The 16,292-nt window shown below is 69.1% G+C and carries 16 protein-coding genes; 10 read left to right on the top strand and 6 right to left on the bottom strand.

Annotated elements, in window-relative coordinates; all coding sequences use genetic code 11:
• Positions 1–6 precede the first annotated feature (6 nt).
• The 7 genes from ACT86A_RS16800 (at position 7) to ACT86A_RS16770 (ending at position 8,510) form a co-directional block, all read left to right on the top strand.
• The gene (locus ACT86A_RS16800) at positions 7–1,341 is read left to right on the top strand and encodes a PucR family transcriptional regulator (protein ID WP_445093081.1); all 1,335 of its coding nucleotides are present in this window, start codon (positions 7–9) and stop codon (positions 1,339–1,341) included.
• Between the two features lie 128 nt (positions 1,342–1,469).
• Complete coding sequence (locus ACT86A_RS16795; RefSeq protein WP_445093080.1) at positions 1,470–2,384, top strand: ACP S-malonyltransferase; 915 nt, start codon at positions 1,470–1,472, stop codon at positions 2,382–2,384.
• Positions 2,385–2,505: 121 nt separating this feature from the next.
• Positions 2,506–2,808, top strand: a complete 303-nt coding sequence (gene acpM / locus ACT86A_RS16790; RefSeq protein ID WP_445093079.1) for a meromycolate extension acyl carrier protein AcpM — start codon at positions 2,506–2,508, stop codon at positions 2,806–2,808.
• Between the two features lie 10 nt (positions 2,809–2,818).
• Complete coding sequence (locus tag ACT86A_RS16785; RefSeq protein WP_445093078.1) at positions 2,819–4,069, top strand: KasA/KasB family beta-ketoacyl-ACP synthase; 1,251 nt, start codon at positions 2,819–2,821, stop codon at positions 4,067–4,069.
• Positions 4,070–4,210: 141 nt separating this feature from the next.
• A complete protein-coding gene (locus tag ACT86A_RS16780; protein WP_445093077.1) occupies positions 4,211–5,644 on the top strand; it encodes an acyl-CoA carboxylase subunit beta in 1,434 nt (477 codons plus the stop codon).
• Positions 5,645–5,829: 185 nt separating this feature from the next.
• The gene (locus ACT86A_RS16775; RefSeq protein ID WP_445093076.1) at positions 5,830–6,315 is read left to right on the top strand and encodes a winged helix-turn-helix transcriptional regulator; all 486 of its coding nucleotides are present in this window, start codon (positions 5,830–5,832) and stop codon (positions 6,313–6,315) included.
• A 299-nt stretch (positions 6,316–6,614) separates the two neighbouring features.
• Entirely contained in the window at positions 6,615–8,510 is a 1,896-nt protein-coding gene (locus ACT86A_RS16770) for an Eco57I restriction-modification methylase domain-containing protein (RefSeq protein WP_445093075.1), read from the top strand.
• Here ACT86A_RS16770 and ACT86A_RS16765 read toward each other — a convergent pair.
• The 3 genes from ACT86A_RS16765 to ACT86A_RS16755 all read right to left on the bottom strand — a co-directional run bounded on the left by ACT86A_RS16765 (position 8,403) and on the right by ACT86A_RS16755 (position 9,999).
• Positions 8,403–9,026 (bottom strand): TetR/AcrR family transcriptional regulator, encoded by a 624-nt coding sequence (locus ACT86A_RS16765; RefSeq protein WP_445093074.1) that lies wholly within the window; start codon positions 9,024–9,026, stop codon positions 8,403–8,405. The genes ACT86A_RS16770 and ACT86A_RS16765 overlap by 108 nt on opposite strands.
• A 347-nt stretch (positions 9,027–9,373) precedes the next feature.
• Complete coding sequence (locus ACT86A_RS16760; RefSeq protein ID WP_445093073.1) at positions 9,374–9,559, bottom strand: hypothetical protein; 186 nt, start codon at positions 9,557–9,559, stop codon at positions 9,374–9,376.
• A gap of 212 nt (positions 9,560–9,771) precedes the next feature.
• Positions 9,772–9,999, bottom strand: coding sequence for a helix-turn-helix domain-containing protein (locus ACT86A_RS16755; protein ID WP_445093180.1), 228 nt, complete (start codon positions 9,997–9,999; stop codon positions 9,772–9,774).
• Positions 10,000–10,199: 200 nt separating this feature from the next.
• On the opposite strand from ACT86A_RS16755, the gene ald reads away from it, so the two are divergent.
• Positions 10,200–11,309, top strand: a complete 1,110-nt coding sequence (ald, locus tag ACT86A_RS16750) for an alanine dehydrogenase (protein ID WP_445093072.1) — start codon at positions 10,200–10,202, stop codon at positions 11,307–11,309.
• Between the two features lie 183 nt (positions 11,310–11,492).
• Here the strand turns inward: ald and sigJ are convergent, their stop codons facing one another.
• On the bottom strand, positions 11,493–12,449 hold the full coding sequence (gene sigJ, locus ACT86A_RS16745) for an RNA polymerase sigma factor SigJ (RefSeq protein ID WP_445093071.1): 957 nt from the start codon (positions 12,447–12,449) through the stop codon (positions 11,493–11,495).
• A 132-nt stretch (positions 12,450–12,581) separates the two neighbouring features.
• Between sigJ and ACT86A_RS16740 the strand changes: the two genes are divergently transcribed.
• Positions 12,582–13,499 (top strand): cobalamin biosynthesis protein, encoded by a 918-nt coding sequence (locus ACT86A_RS16740; RefSeq protein WP_445093070.1) that lies wholly within the window; start codon positions 12,582–12,584, stop codon positions 13,497–13,499.
• A 278-nt stretch (positions 13,500–13,777) separates the two neighbouring features.
• Here ACT86A_RS16740 and ACT86A_RS16735 read toward each other — a convergent pair whose 3' ends face one another.
• Together ACT86A_RS16735 and ACT86A_RS16730 are read right to left on the bottom strand one after the other, a co-directional pair.
• Positions 13,778–14,659: an SURF1 family cytochrome oxidase biogenesis protein gene (locus ACT86A_RS16735; RefSeq protein ID WP_445093069.1), complete on the bottom strand. Its 882-nt coding sequence runs from the start codon at positions 14,657–14,659 to the stop codon at positions 13,778–13,780.
• The gene (locus tag ACT86A_RS16730) at positions 14,659–15,180 is read right to left on the bottom strand and encodes a low molecular weight protein-tyrosine-phosphatase (protein WP_445093068.1); all 522 of its coding nucleotides are present in this window, start codon (positions 15,178–15,180) and stop codon (positions 14,659–14,661) included. The genes ACT86A_RS16735 and ACT86A_RS16730 overlap by 1 nt, the downstream gene beginning before the upstream one ends.
• A 44-nt stretch (positions 15,181–15,224) precedes the next feature.
• On the opposite strand from ACT86A_RS16730, the gene cobC reads away from it, so the two are divergent.
• Positions 15,225–16,262: an Rv2231c family histidinol phosphate aminotransferase CobC gene (gene cobC / locus ACT86A_RS16725; protein ID WP_445093067.1), complete on the top strand. Its 1,038-nt coding sequence runs from the start codon at positions 15,225–15,227 to the stop codon at positions 16,260–16,262.
• The last annotated feature ends 30 nt before the right edge of the window (positions 16,263–16,292 follow it).

Below are 16,292 nucleotides of genomic sequence, written 5' to 3'. Positions count from 1 at the left end.
TATTGGATGGTGGACCGTAAACCGCCGCGGCCGCGACGGATCTCCGAAGGCTCCTCCGAGCACGAGGTGTATCTGCCGACGGGCGCGCTCTCTCCGAACCGGCAGACCCGCGACCCCCTTCCGGACACGCTGCTCAAACGCGTGAAGCAGTTCTCCGGCCGCCTCTCCACCGAGGCGGTGGGGTCGATGCAGGATCGGTTGCCGTTCTTCGCCGATCTGGACGCCGCGCAGCGAGCCGGCGTCCAGATGCTGGTGCAGACCGCGGTGGTGAACTTCCTGGAATGGCTGCAGGACCCGGACAGTGACATCCGGTTCAGCCTGGATGCCTTCCAAGTGATCCCGCACGACCTGGCGCGGCGGCTGACGTTGCGCCAGACCGTGGACATGGTCCGCGTCGCCATGGAGTTCTTCGAGCAGTGGTTGCCCGCGCTCGCGCGCAACGACCGGCAGCTGGTGGCCCTGACCGAGGCGGTGCTGCGCTACGGGCGTGAGCTCGGCTTCGCCGCCGCGTCGGTGTACGCCAGCGCCGCCGAGTCGCGCGGTGCGTGGGACACCCGGCTCGAAGCACTCGTCGTCGACGCCGTGGTGCGCGGCGACACCGGCCCGGACATGCTCTCCCGGGCCGCGACGCTGAACTGGGACGCCACCGCGCCGGCGACGGTGCTGGTGGGTACCCCGCCGGGCGAGCAGGGTGTCTCGTCGGTGGGCGCGGTGCATTCCATCGCGGCTCGGCACGGCCGGGCCGCGCTGGCCGTGGTGCAAGGCACCAGGCTGGTGATGGTGGTCTCCGGGCATCTCGGTGACACCGCGTATATCTCCCCGTTCCTGGCCGACCTGCTCGCCGATGTGTTCTCGGACGGCCCGGTAGTGATCGGGCCGACCACGCGGACCCTGGGCACGGCACACGCCAGTGCGGTCGAGGCGCTGGCGGGCATGGAGGCCGTGGTCGGTTGGCGCGGGGCGCCGCGACCGGTGCACGCGGCCGAATTGTTGCCGGAACGCGCTCTGTTGGGTGATCGGGCTGCGACCGACGCGCTGAACGAGTACCTTGTCCTACCGTTGGCCGCGGCGGGGTCCTCGCTGGCGAACACTCTCGACGCCTATCTGGATTGCGGCGGAGCGGTCGAGACATGTGCACGTCAGCTGTACGTACATCCAAATACGGTCCGGTATCGCCTCAAGCGCATCGCGGAGGTCACAGGCCGTGATCCGATGAATCCACGCGATGCGTACGTACTACGGATCGCTGCAACAGTGGGTCGTTTGACACGAATCCGTAACGAATCGTCAACATCTGCCCCAGAGGTCACGCCAGTCGCATACGGCACCAGCGACCTGTAACGGATTTGCTGAATCAGTCGATCCGGACAGGCCAGGTGGGCTTTTGTGGAACCTCCACAAAAGCCCATCCGAACCTTCATTCGCGTCGACATCTCGCCCGGCCCGCCGCACAGTGTTTTCTTAGAGGCGTGATCGCGTTGTTCGCCCCTGGACAGGGGTCTCAAACACCCGGCATGCTCGTGCCCTGGCTCGACCTTCCCGGCGCGAGTGAGCGCCTCACGCTGTGGTCCAAGGCTTCCGGTCTGGACCTGGTTCGGCTCGGCACCACCGCGACAGCCGAGGAGATCACCGATACCGCCGTCACCCAGCCATTGGTGGTAGCCGCGGCGCTGCTCGCGTTCTCGGAAATGTCGCAGGACGCGCTGCCGGCCGCTACTATCGTCGCCGGACATTCGGTCGGCGAGCTCGCCGCCGCGGCGGTCGCCGGAGTCCTCTGCGCCGACGACGCGGTCCGGTTGGCCGCGATCCGCGGAGCGGAGATGGCCAAGGCGTGCGCGCTGGAGCCGACCGGCATGTCCGCGGTGCTCGGCGGCGATGAGGCCGCCGTGCTCGAACGGCTCGCCGAACTCGACCTCGTCCCGGCCAACCGCAACGCGGTCGGCCAGATCGTGGCCGCGGGTCGGCTGGACGCTCTCGCCGAGCTCGCCGCGAACCCGCCGGAGAAGGCCCGGGTTCGTGCGTTGCCCGTCGCGGGCGCGTTCCACACCGCGTTCATGGCCCCGGCACAGGATGCGGTGACCGAGGCGATAACGAAGATTGCGCCGAGCGAGCCGACCAGGACCCTGCTCTCGAACTTCGACGGTAAGCCCGTCGTGTCCGGACAGGATGCGATCGACAAGCTCGCCGCGCAGGTCACCCGGCCTGTCCGGTGGGATCTGTGCACCGAAACAGTCCGCGCGGCCGGCGTGTCGGCGGTGGCGGAGCTGCCACCGGCGGGCACCCTCGTCGGCATCGCGAAACGGGAGCTGAAGGGTACGCCGACAGTGGCCCTGAAGACCCCGCAAGACCTCCCCGCGTTGGCTGAGCCGGCTACCTCCGGCTAGCTTTCCACCGCGACCACGCATCCAGATGCGAGGTCGTGACCGAGTAGGCGGTAACTATTTGCCTGCTCGATCCGAAAAGAACCAGTAGAGCCCTACAAAGTATCAAGAAGGGAGCCACGAAGTGGCCGCTCTGACCCAGGAACAAATCGTCGAGGAACTCGGCAAGATCATCGAAGAGGTGACCGGCATCGAGCCCTCCGAGGTGACGATCGAGAAGTCTTTCGTCGATGACCTGGACATCGACTCGCTGTCCATGGTCGAGATCGCGGTGCAGACCGAGGACAAGTACGGCGTGAAGATCCCGGACGAGGATCTGGCCAGCCTCAAGACCGTCGGCGACGCCGTGAACTACATCCAGAAGCTCGAGGCGGAGAACGCTGACGCGGCCGCCGAGCTCAAGGCCAAGTTCGACAACGCCGAGTAGGGCCGACACTGTGACCACTCCTTCCACCTTGAACGGGAACTTCCCCAACGTCGTCGTAACTAGCCTGGCGGCGACCACGTCGATCGCGGGTGACGTCGATGCGACGTGGAAGGGACTCCTCAACGGCGAGAGCGGCATCGACGTTCTCGAGGATTCCTTCATCGAGGAATACGACCTTCCGGTCCGCATCGGCGGCCACCTGAAGGTCCGGCCCGACACCCTGCTGTCTCGTGTCGAATGCCGGCGCATGGCCTACGTCGAGCAGCTCGCGACCGTGCTCGGTCGCGAGGTCTGGCGCAACGCGGGCAGCCCGGAAGTCGATCCGGAGCGGCTGGGTGTGGCCATCGGCACCGGATTGGGTGGCGGCGATGCCCTCATCGATTCGGTGGACAAGCTGAAGAACGGCGGCTACCGCAAGATTTCGCCGTTGGCTGTGCAGATGGTCATGCCGAACGGCCCGTCGGCCGTTGTCGGTCTCGAACTGAAGGCCAAGGCAGGAGTGGTCACTCCGGTCTCGGCATGCTCGTCCGGCTCCGAGGGCATCGCCAATGCCTGGCGGATGATCGTCATGGGTGACGCCGACATCGTCGTCACCGGTGGCGTCGAAGGCTTCATCGACGCGGTGCCGATCGCGGCGTTCACCATGATGCGCGCCATGAGCACCCGCAACGACGATCCGAAGGGCGCGTCGCGTCCGTTCGACTCCGCTCGCGACGGCTTCGTCTTCGGCGAGGCGGGCGCGCTCATGGTCATCGAGACCGAAGAGCACGCCAAGGCACGTGGTGCCACGATCCACGCGCGCCTGCTCGGCGCGGGCATCACCTCCGACGGTTTCCACCTCGTCGCTCCCGACCCTACGGGCGACGGCGCGGCGCGGGCCATGACCAGGGCGATGCAATCCGCGGGATTGACCAAACAGGACATCACGCACATCAACGCGCATGCGACCGCGACGCCGATCGGCGACACCGCCGAGGCGAACGCGATCAACAAGGCGGTCGGCAACCATGCCTCGGTGTACGCGCCCAAATCGGCACTCGGTCACTCGATCGGCGCCGTCGGCGCCCTGGAGTCCGTGCTGACCGTGCTCAGCATCCGGGACGGCATCGTCCCGCCGACGCTGAACCTGGAGAACCAGGATCCGGAGATCGATCTCGACGTGGTGAAGGGCGAAGCCCGCCGCCAGGAGATCGAGTACGCGATCAACAACTCCTTCGGGTTCGGTGGGCACAACGTGGCGCTCGCCTTCGGTCGGGCCTAGCCGGCACGATCGACTGCATAACGATCCAGGCGGGGTCGCCCGGTTGAACCGGCGCGACCCCGCCTGGATCTTTTCCATACCCAGCCGCGGCACACTTCAGCTGCGGCAACGGCACACCCATCGACGGAGGAGACAACCGCGATGACGATCATCGCTCCCGCGTTGCACCAAGAGATCGCGACCGATCCGCGGGATCCACTGGGCCGGCTTCAGCGTTTCTTCGATGCCGGCACCGTTCTTCCGCTGCATCCGCGTGACAAGTCGGGCGTGCTCGCTGCGATCGGCGAGGTGGACGGCGTTCGCGCCGTGGCCTATTGCTCCGACGCCACTGTCATGGGCGGCGCGATGGGTGTCGAGGGCTGCAAGCACATCGTCGATGCCATCGACGCCGCTATCGACTCCGGCCTCCCGGTGGTCGGCCTGTGGCACTCCGGCGGCGCCCGTTTGGCCGAGGGTGTGGAGGCGCTGCACGCGGTTGGTCAGGTCTTCGAGGCCATGGTCCGCGCGTCCGGCCTGGTTCCGCAGATCTCCGTGGTGCTCGGCTTCGCCGCCGGTGGCGCCGCCTATGGACCGGCGCTGACCGACATCGTGATCATGGCTCCGGAAGGCCGCGTCTTCGTGACCGGTCCGGACGTGGTGCGCAGCGTGACCGGCGAGCAGGTCGATATGGCGACCCTCGGCGGCCCGCAGACGCACGGCAAGAAGTCCGGGGTCACCCACATCGTCGCGCACGACGAGTCCGACGCGCTGCACCGCGCCCGTCGCCTGGTGTCGATGTTCGCCGAGCAGGGTGAATTCGACCTGGTCGCGGCCGCGCACGGCGACGTCGATCTGAAGGCGATGCTGCCGGAGTCGGCCAAGCGTGCCTACGACGTGAAGCCGATCATCCACGAACTGCTCGACAACGTCGACGGTGAGTCGACGTTCGAGGAATTGCAGGGGCTGTACGCGCGCAGTATCGTCACCGGCCTCGGTCGCCTCGGCGGCCGCACCATCGGTGTGCTGGCGAACAATCCGATCCGGCTGGGCGGCTGCCTGAACTCCGAAAGTGCCGAGAAGGCCGCGCGTTTCGTGCGGTTGTGCGATGCGTTCGGTATCCCACTGGTCGTCGTCACCGACGTGCCGGGTTATCTACCCGGTGTCGGCCAGGAGTGGGAAGGTGTCGTTCGCCGCGGTGCGAAGCTGCTGCACGCGTTCGCCGAGGCGCGCGTTCCGCGGGTCACGCTGGTCACCCGCAAGATCTACGGTGGCGCCTACATCGCGATGAACGCCCGCTCGCTCGGCGCGACGGCGGTCTACGCGTGGCCGGGTTCCGAGGTGGCTGTGATGGGTGCCAAGGCCGCGGTCGGCATCCTGCACAAGAAGGCCCTCGCGGCCGCGCCGGAGCAAGAGCGCGAAGCTCTGCACGAGCGGCTCACCGCTGAGCACGAGCGCATCGCGGGCGGCGTGGACCGCGCCGTCGCGATCGGTGTCGTCGACCAGGTCATCGACCCGGCCAAGACCCGCAGCATCATCGCCGCGGCGCTCGCGGCAGCGCCTGCGCGGGCGAGTCACCACAAGAACATCCCCCTCTGACCCAGCTCACCGCGGCGGGCCCCAGGACACCTTGGGCCCGCGTCGCGTTCTCGGGCTCGCTCGTTCTTCGCAAGGCTATTGCGTCTGCGCAGGCATGCGGATGGTGGAATACGTCCACCACTGAGCCGAGGCATAGTGAGATCTCGGGAGGATTGACGCGGTGCGGCCCTGGGTAGCATCGGTAGGTGCGCTACGAAGAACTGGCTGACGTGCCGTGCTCGATTACGCGCCCACTCGTGGTCTTCGGTGATCGCTGGACCCTGCTGATTCTTACGTCCAGCTTCTCCGGCATCCGGCGTTTCAACGCTTTTCAGAGCGCGCTGGGCATTTCCCGCAGCAGGTTGCAGGACCGTCTGGACCGGCTGATCAGCTACGGCATCCTGGTCAAACAGAAGGCCGCCGTCGGTGCGCATGAGGAATACCGCCTCACTGCCAAAGGCCACGACATCTACCCGATTCTGCTGGCCATCCGCGATTGGGGCGACGCCTACATGGCGCCCGAGGGACCTCCGGTGCGCTACCGCCACCACGAGTGCACCGGCGAGGCCCATGTGCGGCTCGAATGCGATTCGTGCGGAAGCGAGCTCAGCGCGGAGGACGTCACCCGCGAGCCGGGACCTGGTCTGCTCGACGCCGTGGAAGCCGAGGTGTCCGCAGGCTCCGCGCGCTAGAGCGGCGGCGCGGGCATGACTGATCCGCCAGGCTCGCCGCAGCGGGTACCGGCGAGGCCGTCTCCGGCGGTGCGCGATCGTCCGCTTCGGATCTCGGTCGGCGAACCGAGTGATGACCTCGCCCAACTCGGACGTGGTGACCATGACCTGCCACGTTGCGGGTTGCGCCAGGACGGCGTCCGCCGGGCGACACCGCAATCGCCGCTCTCGGCGGATTGGCCGAGGCGCGACGCGCCCGGCCGGAACCGGGTTGTCCGAGTTGCCGCGGTCGGGACGTCCGAACCGGGCAGAATCCGGATATGGCGTCCGAAGCTACCGCCGCGCGAGACCGCAAGCGGCATGGCAGGCACTACACGCCGCCCGCGCTGGCCCGGTTCCTCGCACAGCGGCTGCTGCGGCACGTCGCGCCGTCGGCCTCGGGGGTCCTGCGCGTGCTCGATCCGGCGTGCGGCGACGGTGAGCTGCTGTTCGCGTTGCATGCCGAGGCGGCGGTGCGGTTCCCGGGCGTCCGGCTGGTGCTGACCGGCTATGACCTCGACGCGGCCGCGCTCGCGATGGCTCGCGAACGCGCCGGTAGGGCAGGGACTGCCGCGACCTGGCACAGCGCTGAGTTTCTCGCGGTCGAGGCCGACTTTCTCGCGGTCGAGGCCGAGCTGGCGGACGGTTCGTTCGATGCCGTGATCACCAACCCGCCGTACGTGCGCACCCAGCAGTTGGGCGGATCGACCGCGCAACTGCTGAGCAAGCGGTTCGGCCTACGCGGACGGATCGACCTCACCCATCCGTTCGTCGCGACGCTGCCGCGGTTGCTGACTGCCGGGGGCGCGCTCGGCCTGCTGTGCGCCAACCGCTTTCTCACCACCAACGCCGGTGCGAACATTCGCCGCCTGTTGCTCACCGAACTGACGCCCGTCGAGCTGTACGACCTCGGCGACACCAAACTCTTCACCGCCGCCGTGCTGCCCGCGATCGCCATCGCGCGGCGCGCCGGCTACCGCGCCGACTGCCGCTATGTCTCCGCCTACCAGGCAGACGGCGAAACGCCGTGTGGAAAGCAGCTTTTCGAGGCCCTCACTGCGGAGAACCGCTCGATTGTCGAGCACAATGGACGAACCTTCGCCATCGAGGTCGGCAGGTTGGCGACCGGCCGTGAACCGCTGGCGACCCGTAGCGCTGTCCTGGACAGTGGTGCGGAAATCACGGACGTCGACGACGGAGAGCTCGGACCCGGCGCGGGACGGAGTCCGCGTCGTGGACAGCGCGAACCGGAGGCGGCGTGGCGCATGTCGCATGACGTGGTCGACTCCTGGCTGACGCGCATCGGCATGGCCACCTGGCGTAGCTTCGGCGACGTGGCGCGCATCCGCGTCGGCATCAAGACAACCGCCGACCGCGTGTTCATTTCCGACCGCTGGGCCGAGGCGAACCCGTGTCCCGAGGCCGAACTGTTGCTCGCGCTGATCACCCACCACGACCTCGAACCCTGGCGGGCCACGCGGGGCCGCGATGTCCGCGTGCTGTACCCCTACGATGTGGCGCGTCCCCGCCGCACCCCGATAGATCTCGCCGAATTTCCCAGCGCCGCAGCCTATCTGCTGGCCAATAAGCAAACGCTGGCCGGGCGCCGCTACGTCACCGAGAGTGGTCGGGAGTGGTTCGAGATCTGGGTCCCGCAGCGTCCGCACCTGTGGCGGGAGCCGAAGCTGGTCTTCCCGGATATCAGCGAGCGCCCCCGTTTCGCATTGGACCGGTCCGGCGCGGTGGTCAACGGCGACTGCTACTGGATATCGCTGCCCGATCTGGCCCGCGCGTCGGCCGACGCGACAGAGCTGGCGTATCTGCTGATGGGCGTGGCGAATTCGGCGCTCGGACTGCGCTACTACGACGCGGTTTGTGGCAATCGGCTGTACTCGGGCCGGCGGCGCTGGATCACGCAGTACGTATCGCGGCTGCCGGTGCCCGATCCGGCGGGCGCCCGTTCCGCGGGCGTCATCGACCTGGTCGCCGAGTTCGTCGAGGGCCGCGTGTTCGATTCGGCGGCGCAGGCGGAGCTGGACGAACGGGTGGCGGCAGCCTTCGGTATCCGGTTACGTGCCGACCCGGATGCCGACCATCGGCAGCAGGGTGCGGCGGGCGAACTCGCGTGCGGCCTCCTGGTCGGTGACCGGGATCAGGCCGTCGGGTGTGAGCGCTAGCGACAGCGCCAGCCGGGCCATGATCTCGGCGACCAGGTCGGGGTCGAAGTCCCGCGGGCCATCGGTATCCGGTAGTCCGCGCAGCTTCTCGGCCAGATAGTCGCGGCCGACGGCGAGGATCGGTCCCGCGTCGGTGGTCAGGCGGGGCAGGATCAGGTCGGGCTCGGTCCGCAGCAGCCGCCGCAGCAGTTCATTGCCCGCGATGGCGGTGATGAATGCCACGAAGATATCCACCAGCTGGTCGTGGCTGCCGGAATCGGTGTGCACCTGCTTTTCGATGGCGGCGACGAAGCGCTGCGCCTCCCGCACGCTCACCGCCTCGATGATGTCGTTCTTCGATTCGTAGCGCCGGTACAGTGTGGCGGGGCTGATCCCCGCACGGCGGGCGATTTCGCCCATGCTGGTCCGCTTGATGCCGAAGTCCAGGAATGCCGCGAGTGCGCTTTCCAGCAGTTTTTCGCCGTCGGCGAGCGGTTTCTCCAGGATGCGCTGCAGCATGGGCGAGACGGTGGGCATCGGATCTCCAGTAGGTTCGGCGCATCGGCCACGCCGTGGCCACGAGCACGGCATCGCGACGGGTACGGACGGAAGGTCATTATTTCACTGGGTCGGCGCCGCATGGCCCGCATTGCCGAACCTGTGCGGCGGTAAACCGGACCCACCCGGTCGGGAAGCCTCTGACGGAGCCCGGCAATTCTCGGGTTGCCGCGAATCCGCGCTCATTGCGGCTGATTCGGTGGAGTACGTATCCGCTCGCTGGATGGTGGTTGGCTACCGGTCGGGTGCGGGCCGATGACGCTGGAGCAGTGCACCACGGCGGGATTCGCCACCGACACCGCGGCACTGTGACCGCGGTGACGAAGTCATCGGTGCGGCAGGTCCAGCTCGGCCATTTCCTTCTCGATCGCATTTGCGGCGAAATCGACACCGCGCGAACGTAATTCATGAACCCGGCGCTGAAGTGCCTCTACCCCGCCCGGCTGGGCTGCGATGTCGGCGACGCTGATTCGGCCTTTGGGCCGATGCACACCCGACTGCGTGTACGACATCGTATACCTCCTGCGAGCATGTTCACCCACCCACCGACCGACCCGGGTGGGTTCCCCGCTGCGCTACACGCCGTACGACAACCGGGTCGACAGGAGAGCCCGGATCGCCGGGCGCACTGGCTGAATGTTATCAGCGCATCCTGGGGGACTTTTGGTAAGTGTGCCTCATGTCACATACGGTTCGCCGTGCGGTACTGGGCGGTATTTGCTAGTCAGGCAATCGCATTCGGGCGAATGCGATCTTGTTTCTCGGCGCTGGGGTAAGCCGCCTGGTCATGCCCTTGGAAGCTCGCCCGGTGGGCCGCCGGGCTGATACCGAGGATGCGGTGGAAGTGGTGACGCAGGCTCACCGCGGTGCCGAAGCCGGTGTCGGCAGCGACGCGTTCCACCGAATCGGCGGTGGATTCCAGCAGCAGTCGTGCGCGGTCGGTGCGTTGCAGCAGGAGCCACTGCTGCGGGCTGGTGCCGGTGCGATCGCGGAAGCGGGGCTCGCGGCGACCATCTGACGAGGTCGCGTTCGCCCCGCGCTGCTGGGCAACGTGCCGAGAAATCCGCCCGAAAGACGCCGATCGGCTGGTCGCCCTGTGCGATCGGCGCGTCGGTGATGGCGTCAGCCGGTCGCCGGGGCGACGATGACGGTATGAGGATCGGAGTACCGCGGGAGGTCAAGGAGCAAGAATTCCGGGTGGCGCTGACCCCGGCCGGCGCCGGGGAGCTGACCGGGATCGGACACGAGGTGCTGCTGCAGGCGGGCGCGGGCATCGGCTCCGGATTCCCCGATGCCGAATACGTCGCGGCCGGCGCACGGCTGGTCCCGGATGCCGACCAGGTGTGGTGGGACGCCGAATTGGTCTTGAAGGTGAAGGAGCCGATCGCCGAGGAGTATCCGCGGATGCGCAGCGGGCAGGTGCTGTTCACCTTCCTGCATCTGGCCGCGTCGCGCGAGTGCACCGACGCCGTACTGCGTTCCGGGATCACCGCCATCGCCTACGAGACGGTCCGCGCCGCCGACGGATCACTGCCGCTGCTGGCCCCGATGAGTGAGATCGCGGGCAAACTCGGCACGCAGGTCGGCGCGTACCACCTGATGGCTCCGTTCGGCGGCGCCGGACTGCTACCCGGTGGGGTCCCGGGGGTGCGTCCCGCGCAGGTGGTCGTGCTCGGCGGGGGCGTCGCGGGCTCGAACGCGGCCGCCGTCGCGGTCGGCATGGGCGCCCAGGTGAGCGTGCTCGACACCAACTTGCGGCGGCTGCGCGAGCTCGACGCCCGCTTCGGCGGCCGGGTCACGACAATCGCCTCGAACGCCGCGGAGATCCAGCACGCGGTGTTGTCGGCCGATCTGGTGATCGGCGCGGTGCTGGTCCCGGGCGCGCGTGCGCCGCAACTGGTCTCCGATGATCTTGTCGCGGGTATGCGCCCCGGTGCGGTGCTGGTAGACATCTCCATCGACCAGGGCGGCTGCTTCGCCGCCGCACATCCGACCACACACGCCGATCCGACCTTCCGGGTGGCGGATGCTCTGTTCTACTGCGTCGCCAACATGCCCGGCGCGGTGCCGCACACCTCGACGACCGCGCTCACCAACGCGACCCTGCCCTATGTGCGGGCGATCGCCGATCTCGGCTGGTCGGAGGCGTGCTCCGCGAACCCTGACCTGGCGCACGGGCTCACCGCCGACGCCGGGCGGCTGTTGTCGGTGGAAGTCGCTGCCGCGCACGGGTATTCGCGTCGGATCGGCGTCGCGGGCTGAGCCCGTACCGGAATCGTCGCCGGGCGGCCGCTCGGGTCGGTCCTCGACCGGGCGGGCACTGAGTCGGCGGGCCGGAAATAGCGGGCTAGGCAACCCGAGTCGATCCGCCGCGGACGCCGGTTGGTTCCCGGCGGGCCGAGCCATCGCCCGCACCCGGGTATTCGTGCCCGGTGTGCCGGGCGGCTATAGCTGCTCGGTCCGGCCCTCGCCCAGGTACCAGTCGGGCTCGCCGGTGTGGGGCAGGCCGTGCAGCTTGTCCGGGTTGCGGACCACGTCGATCGCGACGATGCGGCCGTCGTCGATGGTGAAGGCGAAGACGCCGATATGCGTGCCGTCGAAGACCACAAGGCCGGGTCGGCCGTTGACCAGGACCGCGCGTCCCCAGCCGCCCGCGGCGGACGGCGCGTGGTACCAGCCGAGCAGCAATTTGGCCACCAGTTCGGCGCCGTGGGCGGGCCGCCGGATCGCGGGGACCTTGCCGCCGCCGTCGGCGGTCAGGCTCACGTCGGTGTCGAGCACGCCGAGCAGCGCACTGAGGTCGCCGCAACGCCACGCCAGCGCGAAGGCCGACACCACCTTCCGCTGCTCGTCCGGTGACGCGGGGAAGCGCGGGGTGCCGTCCTCGACTCGCTTGCGGGCTCGGGAGGCGAGCTGTCGCACCGCGGCGGGCGTGCGGCCGACCACCTCGGCCACTTCCGGGCCGCTCATGCCGAACACGTCGTGCAGGACGAACGCGGTGCGCTCGGCCGGGGAGAGGGATTCCAGCACCACCAGCAGTGCGGTGGTGACCCGCTCGTCCTGGGCGATCCGGTCGGCCGGGTCGTCCCCACTGGTGACCTCCGGCTCCGGCAGCCATTCGCCCACATACTGCTCGCGGCGCACGCGGGCGGAGCCGAGATAGTCGAGCGCGAGCCGCCCGGTCACGGTCGACAACCAGGCGCGCAGGTTGTCGATCTCGTCCGCGGCGTCGGCCTCGTGCCGGCGCTGCAATCGCAACCACGCCTCCTGCACCACGTCGTCGGCGTCGGTGAGGCTGCCGAGCGTGCTGTAGGCGAGTCGGCGCAGATACGGCCGGTGCTCCTCGAACCGCCGGGCCAGCTCGGCCTGGTCGAGCGGCCCGTAAGGCTGGTCGGAAGTCATCGCTGTTCGCCGTTCGTCGTTCCGCCCCGCAGGGCGAGTCTATGGATGCGTCACCAGATCGACGACCAAGGGGCCCTGAGTGTGACAGACGGCTGACGACAACGTGCGCGAGCCACGCGATAACCTCACCGGATGCAGAAGGGGACCTCCACCGCAGTCGGGCTACTGCTCGGATTCACCCTGGATCGGGTGTTCGGCGATCCAGGGCGGTGGCATCCGGTGGCCGGATTCGGTTCGGCAGCAGCCGCTTTGGAGACGGTCACGTATGCTGATCGGCGCGCGGCGGGACTGGTGCACGAGGCTCTCGCGGTCGGTGTGGTGGTGGGGATCGGTGCGGCGGCACGGCGCGGCGGGATAACCGCGACCGCAGTCGCGACCTGGACCGTTCTCGGCGGCCGCAGCCTGGCCCGCACCGGGCGCGCGGTGGCCGACCGACTGGCGGACGGCGATCTGGACGGTGCGCGCGCGCTGCTGCCCGCCCTGTGCGGCCGTGACCCGGACGTGCTCGACGCGGACGGGCTCGCCCGCGCCGCGTGCGAGTCCATCGCGGAGAACACTTCCGACGCGGCCGTTGCTCCGGTGGTCTGGGGCGCGGTGGCCGGTGTGCCCGGTTTGCTGGGGTATCGCGCGATCAACACCCTCGATGCGATGGTCGGCTACCGCAACCAGCGCTACCGGCGCTTCGGCTGGGCCGCCGCGCGCACCGACGACCTGGTCAATCTGCTCCCGGCCCGCCTGACCGGCCTGCTCACGGCAGCGCTCGCGCCGGTGGTCGGTGGACACCCCGCGGCGGCAGTCCGCGCGTGGCGCCGCGACGCCGCCGGGCATCCCAGCCCCAACGCCGGAGTGGTCGAAGCATCGATGGCGGGTGCGCTCGGGGTGCAGTTGGGCGGCCGCACGCAGTACCCGCACGGCGTAGAACTGCGCCCGATCCTCGGTGACGGCCCAGCGCCAACCGTTGACGATCTGCGCCGTGCGGTCCGCCTCTCCGAGGCGGTGCAACTCGCCGCCGCACTGCTCGCCGCCGTCATTGCCGCGGCGAAGCGCTGACCGATCGACCGATTCCCGGGTTCGGCGGCGGGACCGCCGCCCGCCCATGAGCCCCGCACACCAGCACGGATTCGGATCCGGCAGCAGATCGTGGCCGTGAACGGGACCCAGCGCGGCAACAGTTTCCTGGACCGCCCCGCAACGGCAGTGCGCCAGCCCGGATGATGAGCTTCCGCTCGACTCCGCTGAGAACGAGCGGTGGCGAGGCGCCGAGCCGGGGCGCCGGGTCGGCGCAGGACGGGGAGGGGCAGCTGGAAGAAGGGGCTATCCGGTCGCGATCAAGCCCGTCCGCGGCCGTACCGGTCGGCAAGGCGTGCCTCGGCGGTGGGTGCGGTGGGTTCGGTCCGGGCGGACGGAGTTGTCCGGGTCGGGGCCGATTCGGCGAGCGTTGTCGCGGCGGCGGCCTTTTCCTTCCTTCGCTCCCGGATCTCGGCGTAGACGAAGTAACCGAGGCCGAGGGGCGCCATGATGCCGAAGGCCAGCCATTGCAGGCCGTAGGACAAATAGGGACCTGCGTCGAGCTGAGGGAGGGGGGTAGGGGTGAAGGCGCCGGGTTGGTTCTCGCTCAGCTGCAAGTAGCCGCCGCGTTCCCCGGTCGGGAGGGGAGTGAGAGGTTGTTGCAGGACAGCGGATTCCTGCGCGGTGTCGATGGAATACACCTGGCGGTAGCCGTCCTGGACGCTCGGATCCTTGCCGGGTGTGACTCCCTCGGACATCCGTACCCGGGCTTCGATCCGCTGTGGTCCCGTGGGCGGCTCGGGGACCGGCGGTGGGCGCGAGCCGTCGACCGCCGACACCAGCCCGCGATCGACCAGCAGCACGCGCCCGTCGGCCAGCCGGAAGGTGGTCAGCACCGCGTAACCGGGGGCCCCGTCGAGGTGGCGCAGCCGCACCAGAACCGTCGAGTCCGGCACGTAACTGCCCGCGGCGGTAACACGCCGCCACTCGATGGCGGTGTCATCGGCGGTGGAGATCACCGCGGTGATGTCCACGGGGTCGGCTTTCACCGAGTCGGCGATCAGCTGATTGCGATGCGAGGTGGCCGTGTTCTTGCCGAGTTGCCACGGCGCGAGCACGGTGAAACACAGGTAGGCGAACGCGACGACCAGCATGGCCAGAATCAGCCAGCTGGGACGCAGCAGGAAAGCGAGCCTGCGCATCAGGCTCGTCCGTCGGGGACCGGGTGCAGATCGGGTGGCTCGATGGCGCTCAGCTCGGCGCGCACCCAGTCGAGCAGGCCGGGGACCGCTGCCTCGATCTGGTCGCGCACGAGTTCGAAGTCCGCCGCATCGCCGTAGTAGGGGTCGGCCACGTCCGGGCCGTCGGCGGCGGGATCGAAGGTGCGCAGCAACCGCAGCCGCGGTGCGGGTACGCCGAGGTGGGCGAGTTCCCGCTGGTGCGAGCGGTCCAGCGCGACCACCAGATCGGCGGCGCCGTGCTCGGCGCCGAACACGGCGGCCACGTGGCCGGTCGGGTAGCCGAACTTGCGCAGCGTCGCGGTTGTCCGCGGGTCCGCGTCGGCACCCACATGCCACGATCCGGTCCCCGCGCTGGTCACCCGCACCCGATTGGCCAGTCCGGCCCGGTACAAATGCACACCCAAGATCTTTTCCGCCATCGGAGAGCGGCAGATGTTGCCGGTACAGACAAAGGAGATGTGCAGCTGACCCACGACTGCCATTCTGGCCGGTGCCGCCACGAGTCCGCCACGTAGGGTGTGATTTCGTGCCCGAAGACCACGTCGACCGCGCGAAACTACGCCACCACGGTGACGTGGACGCGCGCCCGGGCATGCTCGATTTCGCGGTGAACGTTCAGGGCCTCGCCCCGCCGCAGTGGCTGCGGCAACGGCTGGCGGCTCGGCTGTCCGACCTGGGCCGCTACCCGAGCGCCGCGGATGGTGCGGCCGCCCGTCGCGCGGTCGCGTCCCGGCACCGGAGAACTCCCGACGAGGTGCTGCTGTTGGCGGGCGCCGCGGAGGGGTTCGCGATGCTGCCCCGTCTCGCGCCGCGTCTGGCGGCGGTGGTGCATCCGTCCTTCACCGAGCCCGAACTCGCGCTGCGGGAGGCGGGTGTCCCGGTGACCAGGGTGCTGCTGGAGCCGCCCTACCAACTCGATCCCGCCGCGGTGCCCAGCGACGCCGACTTGGTGGTGCTCGGCAACCCGACGAACCCCACCTCCGTGCTGCACCCGGCCGAAGTCATCCAGGCCCTGCGCAGACCGGGCCGCGTCATCGTCGTCGATGAAGCCTTCGCCGACGCGGTGCCCGGCGAACCCGAGTCCCTCGCCGCGGAACCCGCACCGGATCTGCTCGTGCTGCGCAGCTTGACCAAAACGTGGGCACTGGCGGGCCTGCGCTGCGGCTATTTCCTCGGCGCGCCCACTCTCCTGGCGCGCCTGGACCAGGGCCGCGCCCACTGGCCGCTGGGTACCTTGCAGCTGGAGGCGATCACCGCGACCGCCGGCCCCGCGGCCGTGGCCGAGGCCGGCCGGCGGGCGGAGGCGCTGGTTGTGGCCCGTACCGCGATGATCGAACGGCTGACCCGCGTCGGTGTCCACGTCCATACTCCGGCTGCCGGCCCGTTCCTGCTGCTGCGCGTCAAGGACGGCGAACTGCTTCGCGATCTGCTGGCCGGCTGGCAGATCGCGGTGCGCCGGGCCGACACATTTCCCGGTTTGGGGCGCAACCACCTGCGTGTCGCCGTCCGCGGCGCCGAGGAGGTCGACCGGCTGGTCGCCGCGATCCGATCGGCATGTGTGTGATGTGCGCGACGCGCGGGCGCGGGCGGTGGC

Source organism: Nocardia glycosmidis (assembly GCF_052545115.1).
Note: the sequence above shows the minus strand (reverse complement) of the source record. Positions and strands in the feature narration are given on the sequence as shown.

Bases quoted from the DNA above. Each gene is read 5' to 3' on its own strand.
- ACT86A_RS16800 (WP_445093081.1), top strand. From the start codon at position 7: ATGGTGGACCGTAAACCGCCGCGGCCGCGACGGATCTCCGAAGGCTCC.
- ACT86A_RS16780 (WP_445093077.1), top strand. From the start codon at position 4,211: ATGACGATCATCGCTCCCGCGTTGCACCAAGAGATCGCGACCGATCCG.
- ACT86A_RS16770 (WP_445093075.1), top strand. From the start codon at position 6,615: ATGGCGTCCGAAGCTACCGCCGCGCGAGACCGCAAGCGGCATGGCAGG.
- ACT86A_RS16765 (WP_445093074.1), bottom strand. From the start codon at position 9,026: ATGCCCACCGTCTCGCCCATGCTGCAGCGCATCCTGGAGAAACCGCTC.
- ACT86A_RS16760 (WP_445093073.1), bottom strand. From the start codon at position 9,559: ATGTCGTACACGCAGTCGGGTGTGCATCGGCCCAAAGGCCGAATCAGC.
- ald (WP_445093072.1), top strand. From the start codon at position 10,200: ATGAGGATCGGAGTACCGCGGGAGGTCAAGGAGCAAGAATTCCGGGTG.
- sigJ (WP_445093071.1), bottom strand. From the start codon at position 12,449: ATGACTTCCGACCAGCCTTACGGGCCGCTCGACCAGGCCGAGCTGGCC.
- ACT86A_RS16740 (WP_445093070.1), top strand. From the start codon at position 12,582: ATGCAGAAGGGGACCTCCACCGCAGTCGGGCTACTGCTCGGATTCACC.
- ACT86A_RS16735 (WP_445093069.1), bottom strand. From the start codon at position 14,659: ATGCGCAGGCTCGCTTTCCTGCTGCGTCCCAGCTGGCTGATTCTGGCC.
- ACT86A_RS16730 (WP_445093068.1), bottom strand. From the start codon at position 15,180: ATGGCAGTCGTGGGTCAGCTGCACATCTCCTTTGTCTGTACCGGCAAC.